Source organism: Aeromonas sp. S41-2, assembly GCF_027705845.1.
Classification (GTDB): Bacteria; Pseudomonadota; Gammaproteobacteria; order Enterobacterales; family Aeromonadaceae; genus Aeromonas; species Aeromonas hydrophila.
Genome location: NZ_JAPDCG010000002.1, coordinates 101,315 through 125,336 on the forward strand (window position 1 = coordinate 101,315; position 24,022 = coordinate 125,336).

Consider the following 24,022-nt stretch of genomic DNA (forward strand, 5'->3'; position numbering starts at 1 on the left):
CCACCTCGGTGGCCCTTCTCGTTTCACACGTTCAGGTGGCTGGGGCGCTGGGTCAGCGTCCTTTCATCAGCGGGAAGTAGCGCCGATCGGCCTGGCTCATGTGGCCGACGACCAGCTCCTGAATGATGAAGTTGAGCAACTCGTCGTTGCCCAGGGTGCCCGCCCTGGCGGCGGTCATCAGCTGGCTGGCTTTTTGCAGCAGCAGCTGGTGGTCTTGCTGGTGGCTGGCCAGCTCCGGGTAGCCGAGTTCGGCCAGCATCTGCTCTTCAAAGGCGAAGTGGTGGCGGGCCACGTCGAACAGGCTCTCCATGCACTCCAGGAACAGGGCCGGGTGCTCCTGGTGATCCTTCATGTGTTCCAGCAGCCGGTTGGTCAGCACGAACAGCTGACGATGCTCGGCATCGATGCGGGGATGGCCGCATTCGTGGCTGCTCTGCCACACCAGCGAGCCCTGCTCCGGATCCAGCCCGGCGGTGAACAGACAGACCCTGCCCCGCCCTCTGCCCTTGGCCTGATACATGGCCTGATCGGCGTGGTGCATCAGGGTCTTGGGGTCGGTGCCGTGCTCCGGATAGAGCGCCACCCCTATGCTGCTGGAGATGCGCAGCTCCTGCTCCTCGTCGATGCGAAACGGATGGCGCAGGCTCTGGTGCAGATGGTCGGCCACCGCCAGCGCCTCGTCCCCGGTGTCGGGCAGCAGGATCACGAATTCGTCCCCTCCCAGCCGTGCCACCAGATCCCGCTCCCGCACGCAGTGGCGCATCCGCTCGGCCACCATGTTGAGCAGCACGTCGCCGGTCTCGTGGCCGAAGGTGTCGTTGATCGGCTTGAAGTGGTCGAGATCGATGAACAGCAGGGCCAGCTGCGCTTCGCCCTCCATGGCCTCCTTCAACCGCTGCTGCAGCAGTCGGCGGTTGGGCAGGTTGGTGAGGGGATCGTAGAAGGCGAGCCGGCGCATCATCTCCTCGCGGGCGGCCCGCTCGGTGATGTCACGGGTCACCCCCAGAATCGCCTCCGGCTCCCCCTGCTCGTTGCCATGCAGGGTGGTGACCGTTTCGGTGGCCACCAGATGTCCCTCTTTGTGACGCAGCTGGGTACGAATGACACAGCGGGTCTGCTCGTGGTCGCCGCGTTGCCAGGCGGCGAGGGAACCGCTCAGCTCGGCGCGCAGCTGCTTTCTGGATGTCTCCGGAATAAGCTGCCTGATGGGGAGGGTCAGCACGTCGATCGCTTCGTAACCGCTGAGCGGCAAGATGGCCGGACTGACGTAGCGAAAGCGCAGGGTGGCGGTGTCCATGGTCCAGATGACGTCAGCGCTGTTCTCCGCCACGAAGCGGTAGTGCTGCTCGCTCTGGGCCAGCTCGCGGGTGAGCCGCTGGCGGTCGCGCGCCTCCTGGCGCAGGCGCAGGTAGAGGTAGCAGAAGATGCCGAGCAGGGTCAGCAGGGAGAAGGTCACCAGCATGGCCACCGCCACGCTCTTGTCGAGCAGCTGGCGCTGCTGGCGGATCCGCTCCCGATCCGGGTTGTAGAGGAAGTGCTCGAGGTCTGGCAGGGCCGAGAGCAGGCCGGCCTCGAGGTAGCTTCTGGCGATCTGCTGCCAGCGCTCCGGCTGCATGTAGCCGGGCTCGACCAGATCTGGCTGCATCAGCTCCCGGGTGGCGCTGGCTTCGAACTCCAGCTGCTCGCGGCCATAACCGCTCGGGTACTGCTCCATGATCCAGTTGATCATCTCGGCCGGATTTTCCATGGCATAGCGCCACCCCTTGAGGCTCGCCTGCTGAAAGGCGTAGACCCGCTCCGGCCGGTTGTTCAGCTCGCGCTCCGAGGTGAACAGGTTGTCACCGTAGAAATCGAAGTCGATGCTGCGGGGGGAGAACACTCGGTAGGGGATCCCCATCCGGGCCAGATAGAAGGGCTCAGTGGTGCTGTAGGCGCTGATGGCGTCCACCTGGCCGGCGAGCAACGCCTTCAGCCCCTGTTCATAAGGCTGCTTGCTCCAACTGCCCGGCGGGGCATGGCGATTGAGGTAGATCTGCAGCTCCTGGGAGCCGGGCTCCAGCATCAGCCGTTTGCCCGCCAGATCCGCCGGTTGGCGAATGTCGGGCCGCTCCAGGGTGAGCAGCACCAGCGGGGAATGCTGCAGCATGGAGGCCAGCACCACGACCTGCTGGCCACTGGCGCGCGCCAGCAGCAGATCGCTGCCGCTGACCCCGTACTGGGCATTGCCCGACATCACCTCGTTGACCACATTGGTGCCGGTGACGGCGGGTCGCAAGGTGACATCCAGCCCGGCATCTCGATAGAAGCCTCTGGCCTGGGCCGCGTAATAACCGGCAAACTGGAACTGATGTTGCCAGGGCAGTTGCACCACTATCTTGTCCACCGCCTTGGATGGCAGGGAGAAAAGGGTGCAAAACATCGCTGAACCAAGCATGGGCAGATACCGGAGCAGGCGATGAAGGGAGGAATTTACGACACTCATACTCATTCCTCTCGGGAGACGGGGGTCAGTCCTAGAGTCAAACAATTCCTTGTTGCCCGCAAGGGGGCGAAAGGGCGCTGGAATGGGGGATGCGCAACAGAAAAAAAGATTTCTGTGTCACTCATCACATTTGGCTTTCTTGCTCGGTATTTTTGGCAATTATGCGAATAATTACGGAGCCATATGACCAATAAAAACGGTCGCATTTTAATCGTATTTGCCAGCCGTTTACCTCAATATCAGTGAGTGATTACTTAATTTTCAGCGCAATGCGTCAGCCTGTGTCGCCGTATCAACGGATACATTCATGTTGCTGTCAGATTGTGTCGATCTTTCATTTGTTGCGTTATCAGTCAGTAGCGGGCCGAAACAGGCAGAAGGGGGCCGGATCCTGTCGACCCCGGTGTTATGATAGCGACTCTTCCATCCCGATGAGGCCTTCTCATGTCCCGATTGCGTCTGTTGCTGTCCGACTCTCACGACCCCCTGTTCAACCTGGCGGTGGAGGAGTGCATCTTCCGTCAGATGGATCCGAACCAGCGGGTGCTGTTCCTGTGGCGCAACGCCAATACCGTGGTGATCGGCCGGGCCCAGAACCCCTGGAAGGAGTGCAACACCCGCCGCATGGAGGAGGACGGGGTGACCCTGGCCAGGCGCAGCAGCGGCGGCGGCGCCGTGTTTCACGACCTTGGCAACAGCTGCTTCACCTTCATGGCGGGCAAGCCGGAGTATGACAAGAGCATCTCCACCGCCATCGTGCTGGACGCGCTCAAGCGGCTCGGGGTCGAGGCTTTCGCCTCCGGGCGCAACGATCTGCTGGTGGCGACCCCGGACGGGGAGCGCAAGGTGTCTGGCTCGGCCTATCGGGAGACCCATGATCGCGGCTTTCACCACGGCACCCTGCTGCTGGACGCCGACCTCGGCCGGCTCGCCAACTACCTCAATCCCGACCCCAAGAAGCTGGCGGCCAAGGGCATCAGCTCGGTGCGCAGCCGGGTGGCCAACCTCTGCGAGCTGCTGCCGGGCCTCGATCACCAACAGGTGAGCGAGGCGTTGCAGGAGGCCTTTTTCAACCATTACGGCGAGCGGGTGCAGCCCGAGCATATCTCCCCCGAGCAGATGCCCGATCTGCCCGGCTTTGCCGACACCTTCGCCCGCCAGCGCAGCTGGGAGTGGAACTTCGGCCATGCGCCGGCCTTCAGCCATCAGCTGGACGAGCGCTTCGGCTGGGGCGGGGTGGAGCTGCATTTTGACGTGGAGAAGGGGGTGATCGGGCGGGCGCAGATCTTCAGCGACAGCCTGGATCCGGCGCCGCTCGATGCGCTGGCCGCGCGGCTGCCCGGCACGGCCTACCGCGCCGATGCCCTCGACGACCTGCTGCGCCAGTGGCGCAGCGAGTTTATGGCTCGCCAGAGCGAGCTGGAGGAGCTCTCTCGCTGGTTGCTGGCGGCGCTGCGCTGACGTTTTTCTCGCCGATGGGGCGGGTGGATCACAAAATCAAAAGAGGCGCCCGAAAGGCGCCTTTTTGCCAGCCGCCGTCCGCCCTCATGCATGACAAAAAGTAGGGGAGGCCATTAGATATTGTCGCTGTTTCAAACGGCGACCAGGGGGTATAAGGACTGCACATTTGCTGTACTAATGGTATAAAAATGAGTGACTTGGTTTATTTGAAAGATGAAGGCGTCAACGCCATCCACCCCGAATTCGAACGTCGTTTTGCCACAGTCAAAGCCAACTTCTTCTCGCGCAACCCCGATCTCTGGCCGGTCTTTCGTGAACCCGGTTTTGCCACCCTCAACGAGTTCCGCGCCCGTGGCCTGGCCCCGGCGGCGCGGCTCAATGCCTGGCCCGATGGCCGTGCCCGCCTCGCCGACTTGTGCGAGACCATGCCGGTGCCAGCCACCATGCGTACCCCGGGCGAGCCCATGGCCGAGCTGCTGTTTGCCGGCGCCCTGTCGAAAGACTGGGAGAACCCCTCCAGCGTCGAGAACGTCATCACCATGTCGGCGGATCCCGCCATCTACGGCGCCCAGATGGGCATTCTCGCCAACCCCAACCTGGTCTACTCCGAGTATGCCGGGGTGGCCGAGGAGCTGGAGAAGAAGGTAGTGCGTCAGATAGCACTGCTGGCGGGTTACGATCCGGCCCGTGCCACCGGCATCTTCACCCAGGGGGGGACCTTCTGTAACCTCTACGGCTACCTGCTCGGCATCCGCAAGAGCCTGCCACAGGCCAAGCACAAGGGGCTCGGCCACTATCAGGATTACCGCATCATCAACTCCCAGGGCGGCCACTACTCCAACATCACCAACCTCTCCCTGCTCGGTGTCGACATCGAGAACAAGACCATCCGCATCCAGGTCGGCGAGAACAACGACATCGATCTCGACCACCTGGAACGCACCCTGACCGCCTGCTTCGCTCTGAAACACGTGGTGCCCACCATCATGCTCACCATGGGCACCACCGACACCTTCGGGGTGGACCAGGTGAAACCCGTGGTCGAGCTGCGGGATCGGCTCTGCGAGCGCTTCGAGGTGGCGGTCAAGCCGCACATCCACGTCGACGCCGCCATCGGCTGGTCGATGATCTTCTTCCTGGACTACGACTTTGCCGCCAACCCGCTGGCCATCAACAGCGCTACCCTGGCGGGGATCGAGCGCAACGTGAGCCGCTTTGCCGAGCTCAAATACGCCGACTCCTTCACCGTCGACTTCCAGAAGTGGGGCTATGTGCCCTACACCTCCAGCCTGGTGATGATCAAGGAGCAGGATGATCTCAAGGCGATGGAAAACGACCCGGAGAACTTCTCCTACTTTGAGCGGGATATTCAGGGCCAGACCCACCTGCAGTCCACCATCGAGTGCTCCCGCGGGGCGAGCGGCCTGTTCGGTGCCTATGCGGCGCTCAACTACCTGGGGGTGGAGGGCTATCGCACCGTGCTGGCCCACTGTCTGCAAAACGCCAACTACTTCCGTTTCCGGTTAAGCCAGCTCGGCAACGTCAAGCTGGTGGCGCAGGAGAACCAGGGGCCGAGCGTGGGCTTCAAGATCTACAACCCCGAGTGGGTGCAGGACCCCGACGCCGAGTTCGCCTTCGAGCTGGCGCGCAGCCCGGATGCGGCCTACAAGGCGCGCTTGCAGCGCAACACCGATTACCACCGCAGCCTGTTTACCGGGCGCGGCAAGGTGGGGCTCTACACCAACTGGGTGGAGGCCATCGCTCACTCCGACTATGACGCCCGCGGCAAGTACTCCTACATCGCCGGGGAGAAGGCGGTCTTCATGAACCCGGCTTGTGGCCGCGAACAGATCGACGCCTTTATCGACCATATCCGCGGTTGATGGTGCGGCAGTGATGGGGCGCAGGCGGGTTTCCCCCTACGCCCTGTTTTTTTGATACGCCAAACAATTGAATCAAAAGGGCTTGCTTGCGAATTGCCCGGGAAGTGTGAGGCGCTGCACGTTGCGCCCCTCTGTCTCCCTTTCTGACTTTTATCCCCCTGTTTTTTCCGTACGGTATGGACTCCAACGGGTTGATTTTCAGCCGTGGACATCAACAAAGGAGTCGTTATGGACAAGCACAGACGCAGAGTCACCCTGGGGCTGTTGAGTACCCCCCTGGTCGCCACCCTGGCCGGCTGCAACAGCAGCAATGACAGCCAGGGGAGTGTGGCGGATTTTCGCACCACCCTGACCGACCGGCTGAGCGCCGAGCTGCACGACGAGCAGACGGCTCGCCAGCTGGCCCCCTTCATCGAGGAGGCCTGCTTCAACATGACCCCGTCCCGGGTCGCCATCGACCAGGCCCACTGCGTCATCGCTTTTGCCTTTGGCAACCGCCCCAACGCCTCGGGCAACCCGGATGAACTGGCCGAGCCCGGCCCCATGAACGAGGCGCTGGCCGCCTGCTGCGCGGCCCTCTATCGGCAAAAGCCGGTGCCCATGTATGTGCAGTGGGAGATCGCCCGCTTCCTCGACTCGGCCCGCTATCCCGATATCCCGGCCCGTGATGTCATCTCCATCGAGCCTTACTGGGATGATGAGGGCAAGCTGGTCTACCTCAGCACGGACGGGGTGGTGGAGGCCATCGTCAGGGATTATGCCGGTGGAGAGGCCGCCGCCCTCGGCACGGCGGCCGTCATCGGTCACCGCGACCATGTCAAACGCTGCATCATCACCTGCCGTGCCCGCAAGGTGGCGAGCCATGCCCCGGAGGGGATCGAACTGCCCGTCTGGTATGACGAGCAATCCGATCAACCCTGGACCCGTCGCCGCGACCTCTATGTATTGCAGGACATGTCTGTTCAGCTGCTCGGGATAGCTCAGGCGAATATCGCTCAGGCTTATCCGAACGGCTGAGGACGTCGCTCGGCGGATGGTGCCGTAGCGGATGGTGCAGTAGCGGATGGCGCAGTAGATGGCGCAGTAAAAGAAAACGGCGGGATGACCCCGCCGTCTTTTATTGAAATGACTCCGCTTACTGTTTCTGGAGGGCGGTCACGGTGAGCTTGCCGGCCGGGTTCTCGGCGTGAAAGCGCACCGCATCTCCCACTTTCAGATCCTGGAGCAGGGCCGGATCGGCCACCCGAAAGACCATGGTCATGGCGGGCATCTTGAGGTTGTCGATGGCCTCGTGCTTGATGCCGACCTTGCCGTTGGCCGCGTCGATGCGGCTGATGACCCCCTGGGTCATCGCCATCTCGCCCATCTCGTTCATGCCTTCCATCTGGCTCATCTGACCCATGTCGTGGCCGGCATGGTTCATCATCTCCTCGGCCTGCAGGCCGGTGTGGGTGGCAAGGCCAAACAGCAGGGTCAGGGTCAGCGTCTTGTAGTTCATGGTGTTTCCTCGTCGTTGATTCAGATTCTTGGTTGTCAAAAAGGGCGCTGCCACCGGGTTAGCCGGCGGGTTGGTGCTCGGTCGTGCCCAGGTGCCGGCTGCGCCACAGGTAGTAGGCGGCGGGCAGCACCAAGAGGGTCAGCACCAGCGCGCTCACCATGCCGCCGATCATGGGGGCGGCGATGCGCTGCATCACCTCGGAGCCGGTGCCGTGGCTCCACATGATGGGCAACAGGCCGGCGATGATGGTCACCACCGTCATCATCTTGGGGCGCAGGCGCAGGGCGGCGCCGTGGATCACCGCCCGGTGCAGGCCCGCCTGGTCCGGTTTGCCGCTGGCAATGAGGTCATCCCAGGCGTGGTTGAGGTAGACCAGCATCAGCACCCCGGTCTCCACCGCCACCCCGGCCAGGGCGATAAAGCCCACCCCGACCGCCACCGAGAGGTTGAAGTCGAGCAGCCAGAGGGTCCAGATCCCGCCCACCACCGCCAGCGGCAAGGTGGTGAGAATGAGCAGCACCTCCTGGAAGCGGCGAAACGCCAGATAGAGCAGCAGCACGATAATGGCGACCGTGAGCGGCACCACGTAGGCGAGGCGCGCCTTGGCCCGCTCCATGTATTCGAACTGACCGGACCAGGTGAGGGCGTAGCCCGCCGGCAGCACCAGCTGCTTGTCCACTTGTGCTTTGGCTTCATCGACGAAGGAGCCGATGTCGCGGCCGCGAATATCGACGTAGACCCAGCCGTTGAGGCGCGCGTTTTCACTGCGCAGCATGGGCGCCTCGTCGCTGATGTAGACCTGCGCCACGTCCGCCAGCGCGATGCGGGCGCCGCTCGGGGTCACCAGCGGCAGCAGCTCCAGGCTCGCCACCGAATCGCGATAGCTCTGGGGATAGCGCAGGTTGATGGGGTAACGCTCGCGCCCCTCGATGGTCTGGCCCACCTCCATGCCGCCCACCGCGGTGGCGAGCACCGCCTGCACGTCGGCGATATTGAGGCCGTAACGGGCCGCCTTCAGTCGGTCGATATCCACCTTGACGTAACGACCACCGGCCACTCGCTCGGCGTAGACCGATGAGGCGCCCTCCACCTTGCCGACTACTTGTTCCAGCTGCTGGCCGAGCTGCTGGATCACCTTGAGATCCGGCCCCGCAATCTTGATGCCGACCGGGGTCTTGATGCCGGTGGCCAGCATGTCGATGCGGGTCTTGATGGGGGGCACCCAGGCGTTGGTGAGACCGGGGAAGCGGATGAGGGAGTCGAGCTCTTCTTTGAGCTTCTCCGGGGTCATGCCGGGGCGCCATTGGTCGCGAGGCTTGAGCTGGATGCTGGTCTCCATCATCACCAGGTCGGCGGGGTCGGTGGCCGACTCGGCGCGCCCCGCCTTGCCGAACACGTTCTGCACCTCGGGTACGGTGCGAATGAGCTTGTCGGTCTGCTGCAAAATCTCCCGCGCCTTGCCCACCGAGATATTTGCTGCTGTGGTGGGCATGTACATGATGTCCCCCTCATCAAGCGGCGGAATGAACTCGGAGCCCAGGTACTTGAGCGGCCAGAAGCCCGCCACCGTCACCACGGCGGCGATGGCCAGGGTGGTTTTCGGGCGGGCCAGCACGGTTTTCAGCAGTGGTACATAGCCCTGGCTCAGCCAGCGGTTGAGCGGGTTGGCCTGCTCCGCCAGCACCTTGCCACGGATGAAGTAGCCCATGATCACCGGCACCAGCGTGATGGCGAGCCCGGCCGCCGCCGCCATGGCGTAGGTCTTGGTGTAGGCGAGGGGGTGAAACATCCGCCCTTCCTGCGCCTCCAACGCGAACACCGGCAGGAAGCTGATGGTGATGATCAGCAGGGAGAAGAAGATGGCGGGGCCGACCTCTATGCTCGCCTCGGTGATGATGCGCCAGCGGTTCTTGTCGGTGAGCGCCTCCCGCTCCATGTGCTTGTGGACGTTCTCGATCATCACGATGGCGCCATCCACCATGGCGCCGATGGCGATGGCGATGCCGCCCAGCGACATAATGTTGGCGTTGATCCCCTGCAGGTGCATGACGATAAAGGCGGTCAGGATGGCGATGGGCAAGGAGATGACCACCACCAGTGACGAGCGCAGGTGGAACAGGAAGGCGAGGCAGACCAGCACCACCACCGCGAACTCCTCCACCAGCTTGCCGGAGAGGTTGTCGATGGCGCGCTGGATAAGGTCGGAGCGATCGTAGACGGTGACGACCTCCACCCCCTCTGGCAGGCTGCTTTTCAGCTCCGCCAGCCGCGCCTTGACCCCGTCGATGGTGTGCTGGGCATTCTCGCCATAGCGCATGACGATGATGCCGCCCACCACTTCTCCCTCGCCGTTGAGCTCGGCCAGGCCGCGCCGGCTCTGGGGGCCGGTGACCACATCCGCCACGTCACCCAGCAGCAGCGGGGCGCCGCGCACAGTGGTACCGAGCGGGATCTGCTTCAGATCCTCGACGCTCTTGAGATAGCCGTTGGAGCGCACCATGTACTCCGCTTCCGCCATCTCGATGACGGAGGCGCCGGTCTCCTGATTGCCCTGCTTGATGGCGGTTTCGATAAGGGAGAGCGGGATACCGTAGGCGCGCAGCTTGTCCGGGTCGACCCGCACCTGATACTGGCGCACCATGCCTCCCACGGTGGCGACTTCGGAAACCCCCTCCACCGTCTGCAACTCGTACTTGAGGAACCAGTTCTGCAGCGAGGTGAGCTGGCTGAGGTCATGCTTGCCGGTTCTGTCCACCAGGGCGTACTGATAGACCCAGCCCACCCCGGTGGCATCGGGGCCGAGCTGGGGACGGGCGGAGGCGGGGAGATTGGGCGCGACCTGGCTCAAATACTCCAGCACCCGGGCGCGGGCCCAGTAGAGGTCGGTGTTGTCGTCAAACAGCACATAGACGAAGGAGTCGCCGAAGAAGGAGTAGCCGCGCACCGTGGTTGCCCCCGGCACCGCCAGCATGGCGGTGGTGAGCGGGTAGGTCACCTGATCCTCCACCACCTGGGGTGCCTGGCCCGGATAGGCCGTCTTGATGATCACCTGCACGTCGGAGAGATCCGGCAGGGCGTCCACCGGGGTCTGTTTGACCGACCAGAGCCCCCAGGCGGTGAGCATGACAGTGAGCAGCAGCACCAGAAAGCGGTTGCCGATGGACCAGCGAATAATCGAGGGGATCATGACTTCTTCTCCATCTCGGGCATCGCCATCTGATGCTGGCTATGGTCCATGCCTTCCATCTTGCCCATCTCATCCGTTGCGGGCTTGGTGGCATCGCCATTTGCCGGCGCTTGCTCCTGATGGATGCTGGTGATGCGGTACTCATCCCCCTCCTGCATTACCTGCAGGTGCAGGGTCTGCCCCTCGGCCAGCTTGCTGATGTCGACCCCGTCCGCCACGGTGAACTCCATCTCCATGGCGGGCCACTGCCACTCGGGGATGGGCTGGTGGGAGACCATCAGGGTGCGGTTGGCCAGATCGATGCTTTCAACCTCGCCCTGGGTCCACACCTGGGCGGGGCGCACCGCCGTCATGCGCTGAAAGTCTGAATCGATGGCCGATTCGGAGTCGAGCAGAAACTGGGCCGAGCTGACGATGCTGTCCCCCGCTTCAACGCCCTCCCGGATGGCAACCTTGTCGCCAAACTGTGGGCCCAGGGTGACGGCGACCGACTTGAAGCTGCCATCCCCCAGCGCCAACACCAGCCTGTCCTGGCTGCCGGTGCGGATCACCGCTTCGCTCGGTACCACCAGCCGGGGTTCGCCCTGCCCGGTGCGAATGCTCACCTTGGCGAACATATTGGGTTTCAGGAACTCGTCCGGGTTGGCAAAGCGCAGCCGCACCTTGAGGGTGCGGGTGGCGGCATCCAGAGTCGGGTAGAGGTAATCGACCCGGCCCTGCCAGTGGCGGCCGGGGGCGTAATCCAGGGTCATGGTGACCGGATCGCCCACCTTCAGCTGGGCCGCCTGGCGCTCGAACACCTCGGCGCTCACCCACACCTGCTGGAGGGTGCTGATGTTAAACAGCGCTGCGGCGGGCTCCACATACTGGCCCTCGCGCACCTTCAGCTCGGAAACATAACCGCTGCTCGGGGCATAGATACGCACAGTCTCCTGCACCTGTCGGCTGCGCTTGAGGGCCGCTATCTGATCCGCCGGCACCTGCAGGGACTTGAGCTTGCCCTCGGCGGCGCGCAGCAGCAGGGGGTTGGCGGTGTTGAGCGCCAGCAGATACTCGTGCTGGGCGTTGACCAGATCCGGGGCATAGAGCTCGTAAATCAGGCTCCCCTTGCTCACTTGCTGCCCCTCGCTCTTGATGGCGAGGGTGCGGATCCAGCCTGCCATGCGGGCGTTGACCGCCTCCAGCCTGTCCTCGTCATAGCCGACGTAGCCCACCGTCTCTATCTGCTGGTGGATGGGGAGCTTCTCCACCTTGGCGAGCCGTACCCCCAGGTTCTGCTGGATCTCGGGGCTGATGGTGACTGTGCCGGGTGAGCCGCCCTGTTTTTCCTCATAGACGGGGATAAAGTCCATCCCCATGTTGTCCTTGGCGGGGGCATCGCGCTTGTCGCGCGGATCCATGGGGTTGACCCAATAGAGCGGCGTCTTCTCCTTGGCAGCGGTGCCAGCGGTGGTCTGTTTGGCGGCCCAGTAGCCGCCACCTGCACCGAGGGCCAGCAGCAGGGCGGACATCAACAACGTCTTGTTCATGACAAGCCTCCGGCGCGCGGGAGGCGAAGGGAGGGCGGGCACGGCTGCGCGCAGGCAGACCGGGTAACGGGGGTGGATGACATGGTATCTCTTCTCTTCTGTCAGGCCGCTGGTGTGGTGGTGTGCGCGGGCAGGGCATCATCACGAGGCGGCAAACGGGGCGCAGCTGTGTCAGCGCGCACGGCTCCCTGCGCGCGGGCCGGTTTGGCCAGGGCGCAGGGTCAGGCAAGGCGGCAGAAAACGGACAAGCCGAGGCTTGCCGCTGCCGCGAGAGAAGATCTTTCTAGTGGCGCAGCACCGACAACATCAGGTGTCGGCGCGGCCAGGAGGGAGGGTGGGTGCCGCGGGATCGCAGGAAGGGATCCCGCAACCAGTTGTCCAGCACGCTGCTCGCCGTCCCGAGGGGCAGCAGCAACAGCGGCAGAGCGAGCAGGGTCAGCAGGGCGGCCAGCAGCGGCAGGCCGGGAGTGCCGGTCGAGGTGAGCCCGCCGTGCATCTGGCACTCCTGGCTGGCGGCATCTTGCGCTCCCGCATCCGGGCTAGCCCCGTGGCAGGAGAGCCCCTGCATGGCGCTGTCGCTCATGGCCTGATTGCCGTGAGTCATGGCGGCGTTGAGGGCATCCACCCCGTGCCAGCCGATGCAGAGGGTGAGATTGCAGACGAGCATCAGCCCCAGCAACAGCCGGGCAATGTGTTCGATGGGCAATCTCGCTACGAGCATGGGGAAAATCCTGACAATGACTGGGGGCACTGTAAACCTTACCTTGAGAGCAAGGTCAAGGTATGTGGGCAACGGGATGCTGGCCTCGTGATCCCGCTCGCGGCTCGGGCCCGGCTGCGAGGTGTTGGCCCGCCTGGCGGATAAAAAAAGCCCCCGCATGGCGGGGGCTGTGACACTCGACTTACGACTTGGGTTGCGCCGTCTTGCCGCCGGCGCGCTCCGAGCGCCGCATGATGAGGCGGAAGAACAGCGGGATGAAGAAGATGGCGATGAAGGTCGCCGCCAGCATGCCGCCGATGACCGGCCAGCCGAGGGCATGGCGGCTCGCCGCCCCGGCACCGCTGGAGGTGACCAGCGGCACACAGCCGAGGATGAAGGCGAGGGAGGTCATGACGATGGGGCGAAAACGCAGCCGCGCCGCCTCCAGTGCCGACTCGATGAGGCTCATGCCCTCTTCGTGCTTCATCACCGCGAACTCCACGATCAGGATGGCGTTCTTGGCCGCGAGGCCCACCAGGGTCACCAACCCTATCTGGAAGTAGACGTTGTTGGTCAGACCCACCAGCCAGGTGGCCAGCAGGGCGCCGAACAGGGCGAACGGGACGGCGGTGATCACCGCAAACGGCAGGCTCCAGCGTTCGTACTGGGCCGCCAGGATGAGGAAGATCATCACGATGCCGAAGCCGAACGCGGTGCCCGCACTGCCGGCGGCCGCCTTTTCCTGATAGGCGGAGCCGGTCCACTCCAGCTTGGCGTCGTTGCCGAGGGACTCGTCGGCCACGGCTTCCAGCGCGGCGATAGCCTGGCCGGAGCTGTAGCCCGGCGCCGGCTGCGCCATGATCTTGGCCGCCTGGAAGATGTTGAAGCGCTCCACCAGTTCGGGGCCGGTGGCATCACGCACTGTCACCAGGCTGCTGAGCGGGATCATCTCCCCCTTGTCGGAGCGCACATAGACGTTGCGGATGTCGCTCTTCTTGGCGCGGTAGTCCGCCTCTGACTGCAACTGCACCCGATAGGTACGGCCGAACTGGTTGAAGTCGTTGACATAGACCTGGCCGAAGGTGGCCTGCATGGTGTCGAACACAGCGTTGATGGGCAGCCCCAGCGCTTTGGCCTTCTCGCGATCCAGATCGAGATAGACCTGGGGCACGTTGGCGCGGTAGGTGCTGGTCACGCTGGCGAACTCGGGGCGCTGCTTGGCCGCCTCGAGGAAGCGCTGCACCTCGGCCGAGAAAGACTGGGCATTGCCGGTGCTGCGGTTTTGCAGGTAGGCCTCCAGCCCGCCGGTGGTGGACATGCCGGTGATGGGGGGCGGGTTGAAGGAGGCAACGAAGCCGTCCGCCAGCCCCATCAGGCTCATGCCCTGGAAGGTCTTGGCCAGGGAGAAGGAATCCTGCCCGGCACCTTGCCGCTCGCTCCAGTCCTTGAGGGTGATGAAGCTGATGCCGCTGTTGCTGATGATGGCGTTGGAGAGGATGTCAAAGCCCGAAAAGGTGATGACGTCCTTCACGTTGGGGTTGGCCATCGCCATCTGGTCGAAGTCGTTCGCCACCGCCTGGGTGCGGGTGAGGGAGGCCGCATCCGGCAGCATGACGGCGGAGAGCAGGTAGCCCTGATCTTCGTTCGGCACCAGCTCGCCCGGCACCTTCATCAGCAGGCCGTAGATGGAGACCAGGATGAAGGCGATGATGGTGAACGCCACCCCGACCCGGCGGTTGAGAAAGGCGACACCGCGCACGTAACGGCGGGTGAGGCCGTCGAAGGCGTTGTTGAACCAGACGAAGAAGCGGGCCGGCTTGTGGTGGCCCTCTTTGAGCAACACGGCACAGAGGGCCGGCGACAGGGTCAGCGCCACCAGACCGGAGATGGCCACCGACACCGCCACCGTGATGGCGAACTGCTTGTACATGACCCCTGTCATGCCGCCCATGAAGGCGACCGGCAGGAACACGGCGCACAGCACCAGCACGATGGCGACCACCGGGCCGGAGACTTCCTGCATGGCGAGGATGGCCGCCTCTTTGGGCGAGCACTTCTTCTCCTGCATGATCCGCTCGACGTTCTCCAGCACCACGATGGCGTCATCCACCACGATACCGATGGCGAGCACCATGCCGAACAGGGTCAGCAGGTTGATGGAGAAGCCCAGCACCAGCATGCCGGCGAAGGTCCCGATCAGCGACACCGGCACCGCGATACAGGGGATCAGGGTGGCGCGGAAATTCTGCAGGAACAGATAGACCACCACGAACACCAGCACGATCGCCTCGAACAGGGTGTGTACCACCTCCTCGATGGAGATCTTCACGAACTCGGTGGTGTCGTAGGGGATCTGGTATTCGATGTCCTGCGGGAAGCGCTCCTTGAGGCGCAGCATGGTGGCGTGCACCTGATCGGCCACCGCCACGGCGTTGGCGCCCGGTTGCAGATAGGTGGCGATACCGATGGCCGGCTTGCCGTTGGCCTTGGCCAGCAGGTCGTAGTCCTTGCCGCCGAGCTCGACCCTGGCTACGTCCTTGACCCTGATCTTCGAGCCGTCCGGCATGGAGCGGATGATGATGTTCTGGAACTCGCGCACATCCTCCAGCCGTCCCTTGGTCTGCACCGTGTAGGTGAAGTCGATGGGGGCCGTGGTGGGTTGGGCGCCGATCTTGCCGGCCGCGAACTGGGTGTTCTGCTCGCGGATGGCGCCGATCACGTCGCTCGGGGTGAGTTCGAGCTGGGCCAGTCGATCCGGCCGCAGCCAGATGCGCATGGCGTAGTCGGTGCCGCCGAACAGGGTGGTGTCACCGACCCCGGGAATCCGCTTGAGCTCGTCGATGATGTTGAGCAAGGCGTAGTTCGACAGGTAGGTGGTATCGAAGGTGCCGTCAGGCGATTGCAGGGTGACCACCTGCAGGATCGAGGTCGATTTCTTCTTGACCGTCACCCCCTGCTTCTTCACCTCTTCCGGCAGCTGGGCCATGGCGGCCGAGACCCGGTTGTTGACGTTGATGGTGGCCTGATCCGGATCGGTGCCGATCTCGAAGTAGACGTTGAGGTTCATCTGGCCGTTGGAAGCCGACCCCGACTGCATGTAGAGCATCCGCTCCACGCCGTTGATTTGCTGCTCGAGCGGCGCGGCCACCGTCTGGGAGATCACCTCGGGGGTGGCGCCCGGATAGAAGGCGGTGACCGACACCACCGGCGGGGTGATCTGCGGGTACTGCTCGATGGGGAGCGATCGCATCGCCGCCAACCCGCCCAGCACTATGATGATCGAAATCACGCTGGCGAAGATGGGGCGTTCGATGAAGAACTTGGAAAACATACGAACTCCTTACTTGGCCGCGGCCTGGCCGACCATCTTGGTGGTGATCGCCTTCATCTCGGAGGCCGTGACGGGCTTGACCACGGCGCCGGGACGGGCCTTCATCAGCCCCTCGACGATGTAGCGCTCACCGGGCTCGAGGCCGCTGTCGATCAGCACGCCGCTGTCGACCACGGAACCCAGCTTGACCGGGCGGGGCACCACCTTGTTCTCTTTGTCCACCACCATCACCATGCGGTCGGCCTGGGACTGGACGATGGCGCGCGGCGGCACCAGGATGGCATTTTTGCGGGTGCCCAGATCGATGGTCATGCGCACGAACTGGCCTGGCAGCAGCACGCCGTCCTTGTTGTCGAAGATGGCGCGGGCCCGGATGGTGCCGGTCTGCGGGTCGACCCGGCTGTCGGAGAAGTTGAGCTTGCCCGCCTCGGGATAGACGGAGCCGTCCGCCAGCCGGATGTGGGTGCGCCAGTTGGTGGCATCCTTGGCTTCAATCAATCCCTTTTTCACCGAGTTCTCGAAGTTGAGGCGATCCTGCTCCGAGTAGGAGAAGTTGACGTAGAGGGGATCGAACTGGGTGATGGTGGTGAGCAGGCCATTTTCGCCGCTGGTGGAGATGAGGCTGCCCTCGGACTGGGAGCTCTTGCTCGCCATGCCGTTGATGGGGGCGGTGACCTGGGTGTAGCTGAGGTTGAGTTCGGCCTCTTTCACCTTGGCCTGGGCGGCCTGATGGCTGGCGATGGCGGCCTCGTAGTTGGCGATGGTGTCGTCATAGTCCTTGCGGCTCACTACCTGGCGCTTGAACAGCGGGATGATGCGATCCCGGTCGGCGCGGGCCTTGTTGAGGCGGGCCTGCTCCTGGGCCAGGGTGCCCTTGGCCTGCTCCAGCGCCACCTTGTAGGGCTCGGGATCGATCAGGAACAGCGCCTGACCGGCGGTGACCGGCTGCCCCTCGATGTAGGTGCGTTTGAGCAGGATGCCGCTCACCCGGGAACGCACGTCAATTTCGCGAAAACCGGCGGTCTCGCCCACCATCTCGGTGGTCATCGGCACGTCGGTCAGCTTGACCTCGGCCACCACCACGGGCACCGGCGGCAGCGCCTGGGCTCCGGTGGCCGGTTCATCACCACAGGCGGTCAGTGCGCTGGCCAGTGCCAGGGCGATACAGCCGCGCTTGAACATCTCTTCCCTGACGTATTGCACCTTCATCATCACACTCCTGTGGGATGGTGCGCGATTGCCGCGCCCAGCCTTTTTCTTCATGAACATGGTTAACTGCATGGTTACAAATTTAACTCATTGGATTACTGACAGTTTTCTAATGATAGAGCACGAATATTGAACCCAGGCTGCTCGACACTGAAAGTTGTCAGTGTCGATCGCGCAGTGGCGGAGGGGGCCGCGACAATTTGTGTCAGTCTGGCAGACCCTGCATTGTGACCTTGCTGGGGAGCAGGGGACCCGGAGGGAATTATAAGAAGGAAAAAGCGGGGGAAGTGGGGGCTTGGTCACAGAGGGGGCTTCAAATGCCCCCTCTTTTGTCGTTATCAGGCGAAGCTGGCCCAGATGGGGGCGTGATCCGAAGGCTTGTCGATGCCGCGCAGCTCGTAGTCGATGCCGGTCTCGGTCACGGTGTCCTTGAGGGCGTCGGAGGCCATGATGAGGTCGATGCGCAGGCCCCGGTTCTCGTCAAAGCCCCGGGAGCGGTAGTCAAACCAGGAGAAACGCTCGCACTCGGTAGGGTTGGCAGCGCGGAAGGTGTCGGTCAGGCCGAACCCTTTCAGGCGCTCCATCCATTCGCGCTCGATGGGCAGGAAGGAGCACTTGCCATCCCGCAGCCAGCGCTTGCGGTTGGCCTCGCCGATGCCGATGTCGAGATCGGTGGGAGAGATATTCATATCCCCGATCAGCACCAGCTGGTCATTCGGCGTGTGGTGGGTCTCCAGATAGTGCTGCAGATCCTCGTAGAACTTCTGCTTGGCCGGGAACTTGGTCTCGTGATCCTGGCTTTCACCCTGCGGGAAGTAGCCGTTCATCACCTTGATGAGGGAGCCGTCTTCGCGCTCGAAGGTGGCCATGATCATCCGGCGCTGGGCCTCTTCATCGTCGGTGGGGAAGCCTTTCTCCACCTTGACCGGCTTCTGCTTGCTCATGATGGCCACCCCGTAGTGGGCCTTCTGGCCGTGAAACGCCACGTGATAGCCCATGGCCTCCACGTCGGCCAGCGGGAAGGCCTCGTCGTGTACCTTGATCTCCTGCAGGCCGATCACATCCGGCTGATGCTTGTCGATGATGGCTTGCAGCTGGTGCAGGCGGGCGCGCAGGCCATTGATATTGAAAGAGATGATCTTCATGTCCGGGATGCTCATGTCATTTTTATAAGTGGCTATTGGACTAGGAATCGGCGGTGGATGCAAGTTCGGGGCGCGGGCCTGTACCAGTGGCCGGCCCGCTTGGCAGGGAGAGGCGTCAGCGGGTCATCTTCTTGACAAACACCACCACAAACAGCGCCAGCGTGAAGCTGCCGGTGAAGGCCTCGAAGGCGGCGAAGAGCCTTGAGAGGCCGATGGGGGTGAAGTCGCCATAACCCAGGGTGGTGAAGGTCACCACGCTGTAGTAGAGGCACTCCAGCAGGAAGATGGCGTTCTGCTCAACAGGGGCGCCGGGCCGATAGATGAGGTGGTTGCCGTTGAAGCTCAGGCCAAAGAAGAAGTAGAAGATGCTGCAGATGAAGATGAGCAGCAGGGAGAAGAGCACCACCCGCATGGGGGCCTCGCCGTAACCGCAGAACAGATCGACGATCCAGGAGGTGAAGCGCTGGGTCGACCAGAACGGCAACTGCAGCCGGCGCATGGTGAGCTCCTGCTGGATGTAGCGGCCGGACATGGTGAAGATACCTTGCGCCTCCGAGGCTTTGCGCAGATCGCGATAGGTCTCTTCGGCCTCTTTGAGCCAGATGCGGGCCTGCACCGGGTCGCGATCCTTGCGGCCGCGCCGCTCCTGCATCAGCCGTTTGCCGGTATCCAGGTTGTCGAGGCGGGTGTTGTGCCAGCGAATGCCGAGCAGGTTGACGTCGTCGAGGGTGGCGCAGTGCAGGTTCGCTTCGCTGAGATCCGCCTTCATCAGGCTGCCGCCCTTGATGCGAATGCCGTAGAGATGGGCCCCCTGCAGGTTGGCGCGGTAGAGGTTGCACTGCTCCAGCAGGAACCCCTGCGGGGCCCCTTTTTTCACCAGGTTGAGGCCCGCCAGATTGGCGCGGGCCAGTTGCAGGCCGTGACACAGCCCGCCCTGCTGGATGTAGTGCTCCAGCTCGCGGGCGGTGTGGGGATCCTGATGATTGGCGTGGGGATCGTGCCAGCGGCACAGATCATGGTCTCCCGCCTCTTCGCTGCAGTGGCGACCGTCCGCCACCAGATATCGACACATGGCCATCGCCACTCTCCTCCCTTTGCCGAGTCAGTATCAGCATAGGCGAGCGGGCCCTGGTCAGCTGAGCTGGGTAAACTCCTGACGCAGCTTGCGAAAACGATCCTGCTGGGCCGGATTGAGGGGGATGCCGTCCAGCACCTCCAGGGTCTCCTTGCACTCGGCGCCAAACTCCGGGCTCTTGCGGTTTTTCTGCATCAGCTGCAGCAGCACCTGGATCTTGTTGAGGGCGGCGCCGGTATTGGCCGGGGCCCGGCGCAGCGCCTCGCGAAAGTGGCCGAGCGCCTGCTCCAGCTCGCCGCTCTGATAGGCCTTGATGCCCAGTTCGTTGAGCTGCTGGTAGCGCTGGCGACGCTCAAGCACCGTCTTGTCATCGCGGGTGGCCTGAATGCAGGTGGTGAGCAGCCGATCCTCGTCTTCGGCCAGCAGCGCCTGCAGGCTCTCGGCATATTCGAACTCGCCGAGCTGATAGAGGGCGAGGATGGTCTCGCCCAGCAGGCTGGGGGGCATGGTGGCTGGCTGATCGAGCCAGTTCTGGTTGGCGCGGTAGAGCATCTTCTTGCCCTTGAGCAGCTCCCCCAGGGCGATCTGCACCCGGGCCTGGCAGATCTGCTCGAACACCGGATAGTTGAACTCCGACATCATCAGCGAATCGCGGATGCGCGACAGGGCCGAGTTGACCTGCTTTTGCAGGTTGGCGATGTGGTAGATGTCGTTGCTGTTGAGGGCGTAGAGGGTCAGCGACTGGATATAAGCCCCCAGGTAGTGGGGGGTGCGATGGATGGAGTTGCGCGACAGGTCGATGAGCGACAGCAACACGTCCTTGGCCTGGGCGTAGTCGTGGCGCAGCAGGCAGACCTCCGCCAGCCGGCGGGAGAGCTGCACCGACTGGGGCGAGATGTCGACCGCCCGCTTCAGCTCCTGCTGGGCCTGTTCGTCATTGCCGAGCGCCAGCTGGGACTCTGCCAGCCAGAGATGGGCCTCCACCATCAGCGGGGTGTTCTTGAGGGTGGCCTGCAGGTGGCTCACCGCCTCTTCGTTCAGCCCCAGGGTGTGGCACGCCTTGCCGAGGGTGAGCCGGGCCCAGCTGTTCTCTTGGCCGGCCAGCAGCTGGCGCATCAGGCTGCGGGCCTCCTTGGCCTGGCCCAGCTTGAGCTGGGTGTCGGCCTGCAGACAGCGGCAGAAGTTGGCAAAGCGCGGCACCGCGTCGGCCCGCTCGGCGCAGGCGGCGAGCAGGGTGGGCAGATCCTCTTTGGCAAGGGCGCTGAACACGCTCTCCAGCGCCTGACGGCGGGCGAGGGCGCGTTTGAGGCGAAACGAAAACTGCTCCTGGGAGAAGGGCTTCATCAGGTATTCGTCGGGTTCGGCCTCCAGCGCGCTCAGCACCATGGCGCGGGAGCTGTCGCCGCTCACCATGATCACCACGCTCTGGGGTGGAATGAGCTTCTGATCCCGCAGGCTCTCCAGCAGCTGGCGGCCGTTCTCGCCGACCCCCAGTTCGTAATCGAGCAGGTAGATGTCAAAGGTCTCTTTCTGGCAGCGCCGTCTCGCCTCTTCGGCCGAGTTGGCATAGGTGATGCGGCTGATGCCGATGTTGATCAGCATCGCCTTCATCATCACCTGAAAGGAGCGCTGTTCGTTGACCAGCAGGATGCGCTTCGGTTTGGGTGGGGCTTTTTTCTCTGGCTCGGATTCCGGTGTCTGCATCTGTCTGGTCAGGGCGCTACGGGCGGATAACAGAAGTGTGCCACCAAAGCGCGCAGACAGGCAATTGAACATGGGGCACTGCCGCGGTTTTTCCGCCAAGCCCCGCCATTCATGGCTTCTGCCGGACCAAATAGGGGGTGAACTGGGAAAGAGCAGACGGCGAACGCCTGCCTCGCCTGGACGGCGAAGCCGCCCACCGATGGCCGCTAAGCTCGCCCCTCCTAGCGGTTTTTTTCAGGGTGGGGATTGTGCGCTCAGGTGTCTTTTGATACCACTGAACGCTTTCCCCTGCGGATCAGCTGACATTGCGCGACAAGGAGTTCCCATGCGCCTGCCCCCCTTTCCTCCGCTGGTCTGGATCGTGATCCTGGGCACCTTCATGGTGCGCACCAGTTTCTTCATGGTCTGGCCCTTTCTCTCGATCCTGCTCTACCGGGAGTATGACTTGTCGGCGTCCGGCATCGGGATGCTGCTGGGCGGCGCGGCCGTGCTCTCCTGCCTCATCGGCTTCTACGTCGGCTGGCTCTCCGACCGGCTCGGCCGGCGCACCATACTGCTGCTCGGCTGCGCCCTGTCGTGCGGCGCCTACCTGCTGCTCGGGTTTGGCCACTCCCTCTGGCTCATCGCCCTCGGGGTGTTTGGCTCGGGTCTCTCCTACGCCTTCATCGACACACCGGGCAAGGCGCTGATGGGGGATCTGCTGCCCGAGAAGGCGCAGCGGGAGCTGGCTCAGCACCTGCGCTACTTCCTGCTCAACGTGGGGGCGGGGGTGGGGCCCCTCATCGGCGTCATGGTGGGGCTGGGTGCGCGCCAGGAGACCTTCGTGGTGACGGCCGTCAGCTATGGCCTGCTCGGCATCGCCTTCCTGCTCGGTTTTCGCCGCGAGTGCGCTGGCCGGCCGGATGCGGGCCTCACCCTGGGGGCCATGCTCAGGGTGGTGGGGCGGGATCGGGCCTTCATGCTGTTCATCCTCGCCAACTTGCTGATGATGCTGGTCTACGCCCAGGTGGAGTCGCCGCTGATCCAGTACCTGACCCGCGCCGGCGCCCCCGAGGTAGAAACCCTGGTGGCCCTGCTGGTGGCCACCAATGCGCTGACCATCATCACCCTGCAGTTTCCGCTGCTGCACCTGACCCGGCGCTGGCGGGTGAGCCTGCGGCTGCAGTTCTCCATCCTGCTGATGGCGTCCGCCCAGGTGTTGTTTGCCCTGTCGAGCCCAGCTCTGCTGTGGCCCTGGCTGGTGGCGGTGTTCTTGCTGAGCGTGGGGGAGGCGGTGCTGTTCCCGCTCTTCAACGTGCTGATCGACGAGATGGCGCCGGCCCACCTCAAGGGGAGCTACTTCGGGGCCAGCGCGCTGGCCGGGCTTGGCTGGGCGCTCTCGCCCCTAGTGGGGGGCTGGCTGTTGCAGGTGTGGGGCGGCCCGGCCCTGTTCGCCGTGATGACCGCGATTTGCGTGCTGGTGTTTCTTCTCTACGGGGCGGGCAACCGGGTGGCGCGCCCGTCTGCCGACTCGGCCGGCTGTGGGGAGTAGCATGCAAGCATCCGGTCGATGGTCACAGTCCTGATGCCAAGCCGCCGGTGGCCCCGGCGCCTTGGCGCACTCCCATCGACTCGCGCCGACGTGAAGACAAGGAGGCCCCGCAGTGCGGGGCCTCTTTTTTATGGGGGCTGGGTGATGGCAGCGGATTTATGGCTGTTTGGCCATCAGGTAGGGGGCGAACTGGGGGGTATGGCTGGCGGCGAAGCCCTGCTCGGTCTTGACGATGAGATAGACCGCAAGACCGTGCGCCTTGGCAAAGGCCATCGCCTGCTCCGGCCCCATCACCATGAGGGCGGTGTCGAGGGCGTCGGCCTCGAGCGCGGTCGGGGTGATGACGCTGGCGGAGACCAGCTTGTGGGTGATGGGCTGGCCGGTGGCGGGGTCGATGATGTGGGAGTAGCGCTTGCCGTCGAGCTCGTAGTAGTTGCGATAGCTGCCGGCGGTGCTGAGGGCCATGCCGTTGGGGATCACCACATCCGAGAAGGCGCCGGGCTGGTCGGACGGCTCGACGATGGCCACCCGCCAGGGCTTGCCCTTGGCGTTGTTGCCCTTGCTGCGTACGGCGCCGGCCACCTCGATGAGGTAGTTGTGCACCCCTTTTTGCTCGAGCAGGTCGGCAATCTCGTCAGAGGCCGCTCCTTCGCCCAGGGTGGAGAGATCGAGGTAGAGATCGGGGATGCGCTTGCCGAGCAGGAAGTGATCCCCCTCGGGCACCAATGTCAGCCGGTCGATGCCTACCTTGTGGCGGGCGCTGGCAATCTGCTCGGCGCTGGGCCGTTTGACGGGCCGCTTGTCCGGCCCGAATCCCCACAGGTTGACCAGCGGGCCCACGGTGACGTCGAGCTTGCCTGCGGTGAGATGGCCGGCGTCGATGCCCTGCTGCACGATGTTGGCCATGGTGGCGGGAATGGCCATGGGGGGCTGGCCGCTGCCCTGATTGAAGCGGGAGATGAGGGAGTTGGGGTCGTAGGTGGAGATCTCGTGATTCATGCGTACCAGCAGGGCATCGACCTCTTGCTGCAGCGCCGGCTCGCCGCCTGGGAAGGGGTCGCTCAGGGTCACCGCGTAAAAGGTACCCATGGTCTTGCCCTGAATGCGGGTCTGGGTCGGGGCCGGCTGACAGGCGGTCAGCATCAGCAGCAGGGTCAACAACAGGCCACGGTGGGCCGGGCGAGCAAGAAGCGACATGACGGATCTCTTTGGCTGAAACGGATGGCACGGGAGACAAGCGTGCCGGGGTCGCCAGCTTAGCCAAGGGGACGGCGGTGGGCGAGCCGC

15 protein-coding genes are annotated in these 24,022 nt (G+C 63.8%); 4 read left to right on the top strand and 11 right to left on the bottom strand.

The window, feature by feature from the left end:
• Positions 1-52: 52 nt before the first annotated feature.
• Complete coding sequence (locus tag OKC44_RS05000) at positions 53-2,482, bottom strand: diguanylate cyclase domain-containing protein (protein WP_266140907.1); 2,430 nt, start codon at positions 2,480-2,482, stop codon at positions 53-55.
• A gap of 444 nt (positions 2,483-2,926) precedes the next feature.
• On the opposite strand from OKC44_RS05000, the gene OKC44_RS05005 reads away from it, so the two are divergent.
• The 3 genes from OKC44_RS05005 (at position 2,927) to OKC44_RS05015 (ending at position 6,843) form a co-directional block, all read left to right on the top strand.
• On the top strand, positions 2,927-3,943 hold the full coding sequence (locus OKC44_RS05005) for a lipoate--protein ligase A (RefSeq protein WP_266140906.1): 1,017 nt from the start codon (positions 2,927-2,929) through the stop codon (positions 3,941-3,943).
• Between the two features lie 188 nt (positions 3,944-4,131).
• Entirely contained in the window at positions 4,132-5,826 is a 1,695-nt protein-coding gene (locus OKC44_RS05010) for a pyridoxal phosphate-dependent decarboxylase family protein (protein ID WP_029299620.1), read from the top strand.
• 228 nt (positions 5,827-6,054) lie between these two features.
• Positions 6,055-6,843, top strand: a complete 789-nt coding sequence (locus tag OKC44_RS05015) for a hypothetical protein (protein WP_219305431.1) — start codon at positions 6,055-6,057, stop codon at positions 6,841-6,843.
• 118 nt (positions 6,844-6,961) lie between these two features.
• Here the strand turns inward: OKC44_RS05015 and OKC44_RS05020 are convergent, their stop codons facing one another.
• The 9 genes from OKC44_RS05020 to OKC44_RS05060 form a co-directional block, all read right to left on the bottom strand.
• Positions 6,962-7,324, bottom strand: coding sequence for a copper-binding protein (locus OKC44_RS05020; RefSeq protein WP_266140905.1), 363 nt, complete (start codon positions 7,322-7,324; stop codon positions 6,962-6,964).
• Positions 7,325-7,382: 58 nt separating this feature from the next.
• Positions 7,383-10,511 carry an efflux RND transporter permease subunit gene (locus tag OKC44_RS05025; protein ID WP_266140904.1) on the bottom strand — a complete coding sequence of 1,043 codons (3,129 nt, stop codon included), beginning with the start codon at positions 10,509-10,511 and terminating at the stop codon, positions 7,383-7,385.
• Positions 10,508-12,040: an efflux RND transporter periplasmic adaptor subunit gene (locus OKC44_RS05030; protein ID WP_266140903.1), complete on the bottom strand. Its 1,533-nt coding sequence runs from the start codon at positions 12,038-12,040 to the stop codon at positions 10,508-10,510. The genes OKC44_RS05025 and OKC44_RS05030 overlap by 4 nt, the downstream gene beginning before the upstream one ends.
• 283 nt (positions 12,041-12,323) lie before the next feature.
• Positions 12,324-12,761: a hypothetical protein gene (locus OKC44_RS05035; protein WP_065476668.1), complete on the bottom strand. Its 438-nt coding sequence runs from the start codon at positions 12,759-12,761 to the stop codon at positions 12,324-12,326.
• A 181-nt stretch (positions 12,762-12,942) separates the two neighbouring features.
• Complete coding sequence (locus OKC44_RS05040; RefSeq protein WP_016351445.1) at positions 12,943-16,071, bottom strand: efflux RND transporter permease subunit; 3,129 nt, start codon at positions 16,069-16,071, stop codon at positions 12,943-12,945.
• Positions 16,072-16,080: 9 nt separating this feature from the next.
• Entirely contained in the window at positions 16,081-17,280 is a 1,200-nt protein-coding gene (locus tag OKC44_RS05045; RefSeq protein ID WP_266140929.1) for an efflux RND transporter periplasmic adaptor subunit, read from the bottom strand.
• 338 nt (positions 17,281-17,618) lie between these two features.
• Positions 17,619-18,425, bottom strand: a complete 807-nt coding sequence (xthA, locus tag OKC44_RS05050) for an exodeoxyribonuclease III (protein WP_266140902.1) — start codon at positions 18,423-18,425, stop codon at positions 17,619-17,621.
• 115 nt (positions 18,426-18,540) lie between these two features.
• On the bottom strand, positions 18,541-19,503 hold the full coding sequence (locus tag OKC44_RS05055; protein ID WP_247141295.1) for an ion channel: 963 nt from the start codon (positions 19,501-19,503) through the stop codon (positions 18,541-18,543).
• 54 nt (positions 19,504-19,557) lie between these two features.
• Complete coding sequence (locus OKC44_RS05060; protein ID WP_024945060.1) at positions 19,558-21,204, bottom strand: tetratricopeptide repeat-containing response regulator; 1,647 nt, start codon at positions 21,202-21,204, stop codon at positions 19,558-19,560.
• A 325-nt stretch (positions 21,205-21,529) separates the two neighbouring features.
• Between OKC44_RS05060 and OKC44_RS05065 the strand changes: the two genes are divergently transcribed.
• Positions 21,530-22,735, top strand: a complete 1,206-nt coding sequence (locus OKC44_RS05065) for an MDR family MFS transporter (RefSeq protein WP_045789364.1) — start codon at positions 21,530-21,532, stop codon at positions 22,733-22,735.
• A 156-nt stretch (positions 22,736-22,891) separates the two neighbouring features.
• On the opposite strand, the gene OKC44_RS05070 is transcribed toward OKC44_RS05065, so the two are convergent.
• Entirely contained in the window at positions 22,892-23,932 is a 1,041-nt protein-coding gene (locus tag OKC44_RS05070) for an FAD:protein FMN transferase (RefSeq protein WP_045789365.1), read from the bottom strand.
• Positions 23,933-24,022 lie beyond the last annotated feature (90 nt).

Excerpts from the sequence above, each read along its gene's own strand:
- OKC44_RS05000 (WP_266140907.1), bottom strand. The coding sequence starts at position 2,482 with ATGAGTGTCGTAAATTCCTCCCTTCATCGCCTGCTCCGGTATCTGCCC.
- OKC44_RS05005 (WP_266140906.1), top strand. The coding sequence starts at position 2,927 with ATGTCCCGATTGCGTCTGTTGCTGTCCGACTCTCACGACCCCCTGTTC.
- OKC44_RS05010 (WP_029299620.1), top strand. The coding sequence starts at position 4,132 with ATGAGTGACTTGGTTTATTTGAAAGATGAAGGCGTCAACGCCATCCAC.
- OKC44_RS05015 (WP_219305431.1), top strand. The coding sequence starts at position 6,055 with ATGGACAAGCACAGACGCAGAGTCACCCTGGGGCTGTTGAGTACCCCC.
- OKC44_RS05020 (WP_266140905.1), bottom strand. The coding sequence starts at position 7,324 with ATGAACTACAAGACGCTGACCCTGACCCTGCTGTTTGGCCTTGCCACC.
- OKC44_RS05025 (WP_266140904.1), bottom strand. The coding sequence starts at position 10,511 with ATGATCCCCTCGATTATTCGCTGGTCCATCGGCAACCGCTTTCTGGTG.
- OKC44_RS05030 (WP_266140903.1), bottom strand. The coding sequence starts at position 12,040 with ATGAACAAGACGTTGTTGATGTCCGCCCTGCTGCTGGCCCTCGGTGCA.
- OKC44_RS05035 (WP_065476668.1), bottom strand. The coding sequence starts at position 12,761 with ATGCTCGTAGCGAGATTGCCCATCGAACACATTGCCCGGCTGTTGCTG.
- OKC44_RS05040 (WP_016351445.1), bottom strand. The coding sequence starts at position 16,071 with ATGTTTTCCAAGTTCTTCATCGAACGCCCCATCTTCGCCAGCGTGATT.
- OKC44_RS05045 (WP_266140929.1), bottom strand. The coding sequence starts at position 17,280 with ATGAAGGTGCAATACGTCAGGGAAGAGATGTTCAAGCGCGGCTGTATC.
- xthA (WP_266140902.1), bottom strand. The coding sequence starts at position 18,425 with ATGAAGATCATCTCTTTCAATATCAATGGCCTGCGCGCCCGCCTGCAC.
- OKC44_RS05055 (WP_247141295.1), bottom strand. The coding sequence starts at position 19,503 with ATGGCCATGTGTCGATATCTGGTGGCGGACGGTCGCCACTGCAGCGAA.
- OKC44_RS05060 (WP_024945060.1), bottom strand. The coding sequence starts at position 21,204 with ATGCAGACACCGGAATCCGAGCCAGAGAAAAAAGCCCCACCCAAACCG.
- OKC44_RS05065 (WP_045789364.1), top strand. The coding sequence starts at position 21,530 with ATGCGCCTGCCCCCCTTTCCTCCGCTGGTCTGGATCGTGATCCTGGGC.
- OKC44_RS05070 (WP_045789365.1), bottom strand. The coding sequence starts at position 23,932 with ATGTCGCTTCTTGCTCGCCCGGCCCACCGTGGCCTGTTGTTGACCCTG.